The organism is Cytobacillus firmus NBRC 15306 (assembly GCF_001591465.1).
In the GTDB taxonomy this organism is placed as follows: domain Bacteria; phylum Bacillota; class Bacilli; order Bacillales; family Cytobacillaceae; genus Cytobacillus; species Cytobacillus firmus.
The window spans coordinates 25,855-34,905 of sequence record NZ_BCUY01000042.1 but is presented as its reverse complement, the minus strand read 5'-3'; the positions used below and the strand labels follow the sequence as shown (position 1 = coordinate 34,905).

13 protein-coding genes are annotated in these 9,051 nt (G+C 42.3%); 2 read left to right on the top strand and 11 right to left on the bottom strand.

Going from position 1 to position 9,051, the window contains the following annotated elements:
• Positions 1-106 precede the first annotated feature (106 nt).
• Genes BFI01S_RS12960 through BFI01S_RS12920 form a run of 9 tightly spaced genes read right to left on the bottom strand, consistent with a single transcriptional unit; the run spans position 107 to position 7,404 of the window.
• Positions 107-757: a sensor histidine kinase gene (locus BFI01S_RS12960; protein ID WP_061792998.1), complete on the bottom strand. Its 651-nt coding sequence runs from the start codon at positions 755-757 to the stop codon at positions 107-109.
• A gap of 36 nt (positions 758-793) precedes the next feature.
• The gene (locus BFI01S_RS12955; RefSeq protein ID WP_061792997.1) at positions 794-2,302 is read right to left on the bottom strand and encodes an MFS transporter; all 1,509 of its coding nucleotides are present in this window, start codon (positions 2,300-2,302) and stop codon (positions 794-796) included.
• Positions 2,303-2,308: 6 nt separating this feature from the next.
• On the bottom strand, positions 2,309-2,584 hold the full coding sequence (locus BFI01S_RS12950; RefSeq protein WP_061792996.1) for a hypothetical protein: 276 nt from the start codon (positions 2,582-2,584) through the stop codon (positions 2,309-2,311).
• Positions 2,571-2,882, bottom strand: coding sequence for a hypothetical protein (locus tag BFI01S_RS12945; protein WP_061792995.1), 312 nt, complete (start codon positions 2,880-2,882; stop codon positions 2,571-2,573). Before BFI01S_RS12945 ends, BFI01S_RS12950 begins: the two co-directional genes overlap by 14 nt.
• Positions 2,883-2,887: 5 nt before the next feature.
• Positions 2,888-3,079 carry a hypothetical protein gene (locus tag BFI01S_RS12940; protein ID WP_061792994.1) on the bottom strand — a complete coding sequence of 64 codons (192 nt, stop codon included), beginning with the start codon at positions 3,077-3,079 and terminating at the stop codon, positions 2,888-2,890.
• Complete coding sequence (locus tag BFI01S_RS12935; protein WP_061792993.1) at positions 3,069-3,593, bottom strand: Rieske (2Fe-2S) protein; 525 nt, start codon at positions 3,591-3,593, stop codon at positions 3,069-3,071. Before BFI01S_RS12935 ends, BFI01S_RS12940 begins: the two co-directional genes overlap by 11 nt.
• 12 nt (positions 3,594-3,605) lie before the next feature.
• Positions 3,606-4,166, bottom strand: a complete 561-nt coding sequence (locus BFI01S_RS12930) for a 4Fe-4S dicluster domain-containing protein (RefSeq protein ID WP_061792992.1) — start codon at positions 4,164-4,166, stop codon at positions 3,606-3,608.
• Positions 4,167-6,335, bottom strand: a complete 2,169-nt coding sequence (locus tag BFI01S_RS12925; protein ID WP_061792991.1) for a molybdopterin oxidoreductase family protein — start codon at positions 6,333-6,335, stop codon at positions 4,167-4,169.
• The gene (locus BFI01S_RS12920; protein ID WP_061792990.1) at positions 6,322-7,404 is read right to left on the bottom strand and encodes a hypothetical protein; all 1,083 of its coding nucleotides are present in this window, start codon (positions 7,402-7,404) and stop codon (positions 6,322-6,324) included. The genes BFI01S_RS12925 and BFI01S_RS12920 overlap by 14 nt, the downstream gene beginning before the upstream one ends.
• A 262-nt stretch (positions 7,405-7,666) precedes the next feature.
• Here BFI01S_RS12920 and brfA point away from each other — a divergent pair, with 262 nt between their 5' ends.
• Entirely contained in the window at positions 7,667-7,867 is a 201-nt protein-coding gene (brfA, locus tag BFI01S_RS12915; RefSeq protein ID WP_061792989.1) for a ribosome rescue factor BrfA, read from the top strand.
• A 50-nt stretch (positions 7,868-7,917) separates the two neighbouring features.
• Here the strand turns inward: brfA and BFI01S_RS12910 are convergent, their stop codons facing one another.
• Together BFI01S_RS12910 and BFI01S_RS12905 are read right to left on the bottom strand one after the other, a co-directional pair.
• Positions 7,918-8,232 carry a hypothetical protein gene (locus BFI01S_RS12910; RefSeq protein WP_061792988.1) on the bottom strand — a complete coding sequence of 105 codons (315 nt, stop codon included), beginning with the start codon at positions 8,230-8,232 and terminating at the stop codon, positions 7,918-7,920.
• A 105-nt stretch (positions 8,233-8,337) separates the two neighbouring features.
• On the bottom strand, positions 8,338-8,619 hold the full coding sequence (locus BFI01S_RS12905) for a hypothetical protein (protein WP_061792987.1): 282 nt from the start codon (positions 8,617-8,619) through the stop codon (positions 8,338-8,340).
• Positions 8,620-8,843: 224 nt separating this feature from the next.
• Here BFI01S_RS12905 and BFI01S_RS12900 point away from each other — a divergent pair, with 224 nt between their 5' ends.
• Positions 8,844-9,023, top strand: a complete 180-nt coding sequence (locus BFI01S_RS12900) for a hypothetical protein (RefSeq protein WP_061792986.1) — start codon at positions 8,844-8,846, stop codon at positions 9,021-9,023.
• The last annotated feature ends 28 nt before the right edge of the window (positions 9,024-9,051 follow it).

Sequence of the window (9,051 nt, the reverse complement as noted above, 5' to 3'; positions counted from 1 at the left end):
CCTCTGAGTCTTGAAGTGGGGGTCTTACTGCCCGTTAGACTGCGATAAAAATCTGTAATAGGCAACAAGGGAGCCGCTGTATGCAGATCCCTTGTTAAGTATAATCTTAGTATAACGGAAGGGTGATATCTATTGAAGTCCCTTCACCGATTTTTGAGCTGATGACGCATTTGCCGTTGATTAATAGCATTCTCTCCATCATGGCAGCAATGCCAGCTGAGTTTTTCATTGCGGCATCTACATCAAAGCCCTTCCCCTTATCTTTAATAGTGATTGAAAGCTTTCCCGGTTTCCACCGAAGAATAATACCTGCACTCATTGTGTCAGCATATCTTGCTATGTTAGCCAGGGCTTCCTGGCAAACACGGAAAAGTGTAATCCTTTCCTGTTCCCTGATTTGCACTTCCTTTCCCACATTCTGAAGATCAACAATGATTCCATAGGTGGAAGTGTATAATTTCAGATAACTTTTCAGGGCCGGCAGCAGACCGAGGGTTCCTAAAGCAGGGGGATGCAATTCCACAGCCAGAAGCCTGATTTCCTGAATTGTTTTCTCCATCATTTGTGCCATATCCCCTATATAGCCCTTCATCTCCGGCTGACCGACAGCTGTCTGAATGAACTGCATGCCTGTGTATAGACTGTAAAGCGTCTGCCCTACCCCTTCGTGAAGCTCCAGGGCAATTCGCTTGATCTCATCTTCCTGAGACTGAATAATATATGAACTGATATTTTTCTTTGCTGGCTGGGTTTCCATTTCATCCCTCCTCCTATTGAATTTATTTTTTTGCTTTTATTTAGCTTTTTTTACCCGATGGCTGGAAATATCACTGAACATGCCTGCATATTGGACTACATCTCCGGCGTCATTTTTAATCGCGCTAATGGTCAGCCACTGGAGATATTCTTCCCCATCCTTGCGGGAATTCCATATTTCCCCTTGCCAGAATCCATTGTTTTCAATTGAAGTCCACAAGTCCTGGTAAAAGCCTTTAGACTGCCTTCCTGATTTAAGGATACTCGGATTTTTGCCGACTACTTCCTCTTGTCTATAACCGGTAATTTCTGTGAAAGCAGGGTTTACAGAAATAATTTTTCCGTTCTTATCTGTCACCAGAATACCTTCGATTGTATGATCAATCACCTGGCTCGCAATTTCCATCCTTCCCTGGTAATACATCCAAACAACCAGAATCAGGCTGGCAAGCGCGACCTGTGACAATGCCATAAAACCAATTGCATAATGGCCTGTAATGTTAAATAGGAGAGTCAAAAGCAGCGGAGGGAAAAATCCGCCCAGACCGCCCATCGCAGACACAATTCCATTTACGATACCGGCCTGCTTTTGGAAGTACATTGGCACAAGCTTAAATATGACCCCGTTTCCAATTCCTGCTGATAGAGCAATGCTTAAGCATCCAAATGTATACCATGTGATTGAAGGAGATAGTGATAGTATCACCGCAGAAATGGTGTAGACGCCAAAAACAAACATCAGCAAAATTAAAGAGTGAAAACGGTCAGCCAGCCATCCGCCTATTGGCCTCATAGCAGTTGCAAGAACAATGAAACCTGCTGTTCTTAATCCTGCATCAACTTTATCAAGTTCAAAGTGAGCTACAAGGAAGTTTGGCAAATAAATGGTGAATGCCACAAATGATCCAAAGGTAATAAAATAGAATAAGCTCAATAGCCATAGTTTTTCATTTTTATAGACCCCTTTTATTTGCTCAAGAAGCGGAGTCTGTACTTTAACTTCTTTTTTATCTCCCAGGAAGAAGTTAGCCGCAATGAAAATCCCCAGCAGAACAAGGTAAATCTGTACGGTTAGGGACCATCCAAATTTTGTGGCAACAACTGGTGCTGCAAAGGCAGTGATGGCTGTTCCAAGATTCCCTGCCCCGTAAATGCCATTTACAAACCCATGGCGCTCCTTTGGGTAATACTTCGGAAGTGAAGTAACACCAACAGAGAATACCGCTCCTCCAAGGCCGAGGAATAATCCCCCGATAAGCAAATCAGTAATAGAATCTGCTATGCTTATATAATAGACTGGAAATAATAGAAGGATAAAGCTCAGCATAAAGATTACTCTGGCGCCAAACTGATTAGCATAATATCCCAGAGGTATGCGGAGCAGCGATCCGAGGATGACCGGAACAGCTGTTACAAGGGCAAGCTTATCGGCTGGAATATTGATATCTTCCTTTATAAATGGCATTAGAGAGGATATCAGCACCCAAACCATAAACCCGGCAACTAAGTTTAATGTCTGCAATGGAAGCTGTATTTTTCTTATCATTTTTGTTCACGCTCTCTTCTTAATTACATATTTTAATCCGGCTTCCTGATCAATTGCAGCCCACTGGGTCTCGGATGCTTCTACAGAGGAGGTCAGCGGAACTGCAAAAAAGTTCATTTTATCAAAATAAATCCGCAAGTGTGTTCCATCAGGACACAGTCCGGTTTTTTCAATTATCTTAGGAACAAATGGTGCTTTGTCACTTCCATCTTCATCTAAGATTGCCACCTGAACCTTCTCCCGGACAAATCCATCCAGATCCTCTTTTTTAATGTGCTCCACAGCTGCCGCACCCTCTTTTGGCAGGGTAAACATACATCTGGTATCCCTGAAGATATTTCCAGAAGGATTCTCCTGCATTTTCTTCTATAAATTCAATGGTTTCCTCTTCCGATTGCCATTTGCTCATGCCTTTTACCTCTGCTACAACAATGTCCATCCCATCATGTGACTTTTCATCCAAGTACCAGTTGAGGCGGACTCCCTTAAAGAGTTCGGAGAGGATCTGATCAAGTTCCGGAGCAAAATCCCCAGATCGTTCCCTTACAAAACAAAAATCAAGATATGTTTCACTGTTCATATAAATCACGCCCTCATGTTAATCGTCTTTTTATAAGCGAATACAGCCAGGGGAAAAAGAACAATATTCAGCCCGCCGAAAATCAGTACATTTTCATAGTTTTCGTAATAATATTGGTGGACCATATATTGAGTAAAGACAATATTCATCATTAAAATCGCGGCCAAAATAATGACTCCAAGGTATTTACGCTTCATAACGCTTCACCCTCACAGCATAGATTGATCCATTCTCCACTTTAACCTGAATTTCCGGCAGCGGTCTTCTTGGCGGTCCTGCAGTTGGCGCACCAGTTTCCACATCGAACTTGCCGTGGTGGCAAGGGCAAATCATTTCACCCTGCTCCTTCACCCAAAATACAGGGCAGCGCAAATGTGTACACGCGTTCTGATAGGCAACATATTTGTTCTCAGATAAGCGGATTAAAATTGCATCATCATGATCTCCGGGAAACTTGAACTCCACTGCATCGCCGATTGGCAGGTTGCTTACTTCGGTTATTTTCTTATGAGGATATTCCTTTTCGCCTAGACCCATTAATTCTTTGGCAGCTACCGCCCCCCAGGGAAGGGAGGAAACCGCAAATACACCGGCCGCTCCAACCAAAGTTTTCATGAATCCCCGTCTATCCAGTTTTCTTTCGTTATTCCGTTCGATATTGTGCGTATAATTATCTTCATTAAAGGGAATCTTGTTATTCTTATCAGACATCCCTAATCCCTCCTAAAACAGCTTTGTAATCCCCTGCAGGATTCCCGGCAGATTGACCTTTACGTTTGTTTCGCCTTCAAGATATGGCATGCTTGTAACCCATTTGCCGTTATCAAGGTTAAATTGCTTCTTCTTATTTTCAATTTCTTCATCTGTCAGCCACTGCAATGTATTGGATGGACACACACTCGCACACATAGGAGGAATTCCATCTTTTGTACGATCAATGCATAGATCGCATTTGTACATTAGGTTCTGCTCGTGATCAAATTTCGGTATGCCGTATGGGCAGGCAATTGTACAGTTCTGGCAGCCAATACACTTTTCGACGAGTGCAGATAACACAGCGCCTGTCTCATGAATCTGAATGGCCTGGGCAGGACAGCTTCGCGCACATGCCGGATTTTCACAGTGAAGGCACATGAGAGGCATTGTCTGCCGGTTCACAAGAGGATTTACATCATACACATAGTTTCTGTTGCGCTCCTCATGCCCCCCGCATTGTGTACATGCTGCCAGACAAGAACGGCATCCTATACAGTTTTCAAGTTCCAAATACAGCCTCTTCTTCATTTATTGCACCTTCTTTAATTCGACTTTTTCCAGCTGTGCAGCACATGCCTTGAACTCAGGCATACGGGATATTGGATCTAATGCTGCGATCGTTAATAGATTAATAGAGTCTTCATGTCCAAAATGGTATGGAACAAAGACCGTATCCTTGCGGATGGCTTCCGTAATTTTGACTTTATAAACAGCCTCGCCTCTTCTTGTAAATAAACGGACTCTTTCTTCATGTTCCATATTATATGTTGATGCTGTTTCCGGATGGATTTCCACATATGGTTCCGGACACATATCATGAAGGAATGGAATTCTTCTGGTCTGATTCCCTGATAGATAGTGATAAACCACCCGGCCAGTCGTTAAGCGAAGCGGATACTTTTCACATGGTTCTTCCGCTGGCGGACGGTACGGCAGTGCGCATATCTTTGCTTTGCCATCCGGATGGTAGAACTTTTTATCAAGGAACATATGCGGTGTTCCTTCATCTTTTTCGTCTTTGCATGGCCAGAATACCCCATCCTGCTTATCGATCTTATCCCATGTAGCACCATAATAATCAGCATAGCCGCCCTTGGTTGCCAGCCTGAACTCATCTGCAACATCTCTGGCTGTTTTTAGGTGAGAGAAATATTTTCCTCTGCCTAACCGCTCAGCCAGCTCCACTTGAATCTGCCAGTCCGGCTTTGATTCACCAACAGGCTCCTGTGCTTTGTTGATTTTTATTATACGTCCTTCAATATTTGTTACTGTCCCTTCATCTTCTGACCAGGTAACTGCTGGCAGGATCACATCTGCAAATTCTGCCGATTCAGAAAGATAGAAATCGGAGCAGACCATGAAATCCAAGGCTTTAAATGCTTTTCTGACAAAATTCAGGTTCGGTGCAGATACTGCTGGGTTTGAACATAGCAGGTATAAACCGCGAATCGTCTTTTGCTCCATCAGTTCAATCATTTCATAAGCAGATACACCAGGCTGCGGCATTTCTTCAGGTGTGATTCCCCAAACGCTGCATACTTCTTCAACATGTTTTGGGTTTGTAATTTTCCGGTAGCCTGGAAGCAAATCTGATTTTTGCCCATGCTCTCTTCCGCCCTGTCCATTGCCCTGTCCTGTGAATGTGGCTACTCCTGCTTTAGGGCGGCCGATCTTTCCAGTAACAAGCGCCATATTGGTATAAGCAGAAACATTATCAACACCCTTATGCTGCTGTTCAACACCCCGCGCAAACATCACTACCGCATTTGGAGCTTTTCCGTATATTTCGGCAGCGCGGATGATTTTTTCCGGCGCTACACCAGTCAGCATGCTTGTATATTCAGGGGTGAAATCCTTTACCAGTTCCTTTGTTTCTTCAAAGCCGTTCGTATGTTTATTAATAAATTCTTCATCTATATATCCCATTTCGATTAATTGATTTACAATCCCGTTTGCAAGTGCAAGGTCTGTTCCAGGCTGCAAATCAAGATGCAGGTCAGCCCTTCTTGCAATTGGCGTTTCACGGGGATCCACCACAATGATATAACCGCCTCTTTCCTGAACGTTCCAAATACGGAACATGGAAGTTGGATGGCATTCAGCTGTATTGCTTCCGGCGATAAACAGACAATCCGTTTCATGAATATCTGTCCAAGGCAATGTTGAGCCTCTATCTACTCCGAAAGAACGAAGGAATCCGCCGGCAGCGCTGGACATACAGAATCGGCCGTTATAGTCAATATAGCGTGTACCCAGAGCAACCCGGGCAAACTTTCCTGTCAGATAACATTTTTCATTTGTCATGGAAACTCCGCTGAAGACGGAGAGTGAATCTTTTCCGTATTCTGTCTGAAGCTCTTTGAATTTTTTGGCGATCAAATCATATGCCTCATCCCAGCTTGCTTCACGGAATCCTTCTGCCGTTCCTTTCAAAGAAGCATCATCCCGGATCAGCGGCTTCAGCAGGCGGTCTTTGTGGTTGGTCTGCTGGTAGGCAGTAACCCCTTTCGGACACATCTTGCCGACAGTAACCGGCCAGTCATAACGGGGTTCAACCCCGATGATTTTATTTGTCTGTGTATTAACCCTCAAATTCATTCCGCATTGCATGCCGCAATAGCTGCAGTGTGTTTTTATCAATTTTTCATTTGGATGGTTTAGATTCTCAATTTCTTTAAAAAACTTATCCCTTTGCATTCTGGTTTGCCTCCTTGACCTTCACTTCATGAGTAGGGAATCCGGAAAATTGTGCAATCCGGTACTTTCTTCTGCAAGGCAGGCACATTTCTGCAAGATGATGCCCTTCCTTTGCCTTAAATTCGATAGCGTTCACGCCGAGTACATCGACGACATCTTTTGATTGTTCAACTGAAACAAATTGATCTCCGCAGACCTTGCATTCCTTCATGCCCTGCTCGGCATAATGTTCCCGGTAGTTTCTTGCCAAAACACTCATTGGCCGGAAAGGAATATGTGCAAGCTTTCCAAAAGGCAGGTAAATCAGTGTGATGATAACTGACCACTGATGGATCAGTGACATTGCCGGCTGTCCAGCACCGTGTAAAAAGATATTCATAAAGGTTAAAGCCAGCCCTGTGATGCTAACCAGAAGCAGCATGTATAAAGGCAGAAAATCATACAGGAATTTCTGCTCTGCTCTTGCCTGCATATTTTTCAGACGGCGGTAAAGTGCCATGCAAACACCGGCGATTACCATTACTGCTGTAATATTCAGGGCGTTGTAAGAAAGGTTGGCGATAATGCCATCCGCTGGGACAGTCATTACCTTCATGCCCATTGCAATAATGTTGTAATGACCATTGTCATCCATCGTAAAATACATCCAGCCAAAAACAAGAGGGAATGTAACGAAGCAGGATAAGATACAGCCCCAGCCGATCAGCACGTGCTGAGTCCATCGGTAAATTCCCCTATTCCAGATAAAATTGTAGGTTGCAAGATGCTCAACAGATGTCTTTGGCGTTGACTTTCTAAATAACAATTTCAATCCTTTTTTCAAAATAAGCTTTGTTGGCGGCCTTTCACCCCAGGCGATGAATCTATAGAAAAACCCTCCAATGAACACAATCGTGCCGACCATATATCCGTACAGGTTTAAATCTACATGTGTAAACATTCTAGTGCCAATAAAAGAAAGAATAGCTAATGCTGTTACAGATAAAAACATCGACTTGGCAAAATGTGATGCAAACGCATTGTTTAATGTGTTCCCTGGTTTTTGATTGACTGCAGCTTTTGCCTGCATAATAACTCCTCCTCATTCACAAACAATTACCTTAACCTTATTGTAAAAGGGGGAGGAGTTTTTCCATATCGGGGAACTTCCCCATTCGAGGGGGAAAATTCCCCTATCTTAAAAAAATTTGAGAAATGACAGATGCGGAAAGGATAAAGATGCTGACAAAAAAGACCACTCATGGCCTTTTTTGACTGGCAGTAAAGTTGTCTGACGGGGATGGAATTATCTAGAAATTAATGATACAATCCTAACAAAAGGAGCTGATAATATGGCTAAATCATCTGCAAAGAAGGTAAGGGAAAAAGCAGTGCGTGAGGGAAAAAGAAACCCTGAATGCAGTCGAAGCCCATTTGTGTTTAGCGACATGCGTACAAGGAAAACAAAAACTAAAAAAGAGCAACTATACAGGAACAAATATAAAAACCGTCATTCTGATGAAAACAGAAATGACGGTTCTTTTTATGGATAATTTTATTTAAACACAGCCAGTCCGCTTAAAGACCAGCTGCATTTTTCCGATTACAATATTCCCATTCCTTTTATATGTTTCCTGGCTTCATCATCACCCAGATCATAAATCATTTTATATATGCCTTCCATGGATGCATCGTACTCATCATTTTTCGATTCTTTGTGGTACTCCAGGAATGGTACATGGGCTCGGGCAAATGTTTTAAGATCTGCATCATAATTCTCGTTAATGTATTCATTTAACTGAGCCAATTCTTCGTCAGTAGCAAATATTTTAAACTGCCATTCGGCAGCTTCTACCGGTTCGGTGTAAATCTGCGCATTTTCAATATCTATATAATAGGTATTTTTTGTTTGGTCCATAATTTTCATCTCCTCTGCTTTTATTAGGTAAACTGTTTTCTGCTTATAGAAGGAGTATCTTAAAAAGCCTTAGTCCGCTATGTGACTAAACTAAGGCTCATGGTCTTACTCAGAGTATTTACTTTCACTGGAATCAGGGGAAACCATGCCTCCCGCACCGCTGGAATTAATATCAGGTTCTGCTCCTTCAGGCTGGGATGGCAGAACCTTATTTTTCTTTTGATTTGGAAGGCCGGAATTCTCCTTTAGATATTGATCATTTTCCATAATCGTTACCACTTTAAATCCTGTTCCTTCCAGCTGGTTCTTCAATTGATCGAATATTTTGGTCTGATTATTATTCAATTCCTGATTATCATACTGAAGCTCTACATTTATTGTTTTCATGGCTGGAACCTCCTTTTTAACCTATTTTCCCGAATGCCCTTTCATTAAACTACACAGAACCTGAAAGAAGCAGAAGTTTATTTCAGTAATAATAGGTTATATAAGAAAACAACCAGGACATGGTTAAGTCAAAAAGCGCATGGGTTATTTTCCCATTTACATCATTATTTGTACATACCTGAATATAAATAAAATGAATGCAATCAGACGAAAGGAGCAGAGGCATGTGGTTTTGGATTCTGGTAATCTTCATCCCTATTATTATCCTCGCTATTCTGGAAGAAACAATTCAATTTATGGTTAATCGCAAGGTCTTTGGAAGAAATGACAAACCGATCTTGATTAAAGAAAAACTTAAACACTTTAAAAATAAATTCAGGTATAAAAAAAGCCATTCCCAATAAGGAAAGGCTTTTTTTCCAGCCAACTTAT

Coding starts and splice junctions, on each gene's coding strand:
- BFI01S_RS12960 (WP_061792998.1), bottom strand. CDS start 757: ATGGAAACCCAGCCAGCAAAGAAAAATATCAGTTCATATATTATTCAG.
- BFI01S_RS12945 (WP_061792995.1), bottom strand. CDS start 2,882: ATGAACAGTGAAACATATCTTGATTTTTGTTTTGTAAGGGAACGATCT.
- BFI01S_RS12910 (WP_061792988.1), bottom strand. CDS start 8,232: ATGGACCAAACAAAAAATACCTATTATATAGATATTGAAAATGCGCAG.
- BFI01S_RS12940 (WP_061792994.1), bottom strand. CDS start 3,079: ATGAAGCGTAAATACCTTGGAGTCATTATTTTGGCCGCGATTTTAATG.
- BFI01S_RS12900 (WP_061792986.1), top strand. CDS start 8,844: ATGTGGTTTTGGATTCTGGTAATCTTCATCCCTATTATTATCCTCGCT.
- BFI01S_RS12905 (WP_061792987.1), bottom strand. CDS start 8,619: ATGAAAACAATAAATGTAGAGCTTCAGTATGATAATCAGGAATTGAAT.
- BFI01S_RS12955 (WP_061792997.1), bottom strand. CDS start 2,302: ATGATAAGAAAAATACAGCTTCCATTGCAGACATTAAACTTAGTTGCC.
- brfA (WP_061792989.1), top strand. CDS start 7,667: ATGGCTAAATCATCTGCAAAGAAGGTAAGGGAAAAAGCAGTGCGTGAG.
- BFI01S_RS12925 (WP_061792991.1), bottom strand. CDS start 6,335: ATGCAAAGGGATAAGTTTTTTAAAGAAATTGAGAATCTAAACCATCCA.
- BFI01S_RS12930 (WP_061792992.1), bottom strand. CDS start 4,166: ATGAAGAAGAGGCTGTATTTGGAACTTGAAAACTGTATAGGATGCCGT.
- BFI01S_RS12920 (WP_061792990.1), bottom strand. CDS start 7,404: ATGCAGGCAAAAGCTGCAGTCAATCAAAAACCAGGGAACACATTAAAC.
- BFI01S_RS12935 (WP_061792993.1), bottom strand. CDS start 3,593: ATGTCTGATAAGAATAACAAGATTCCCTTTAATGAAGATAATTATACG.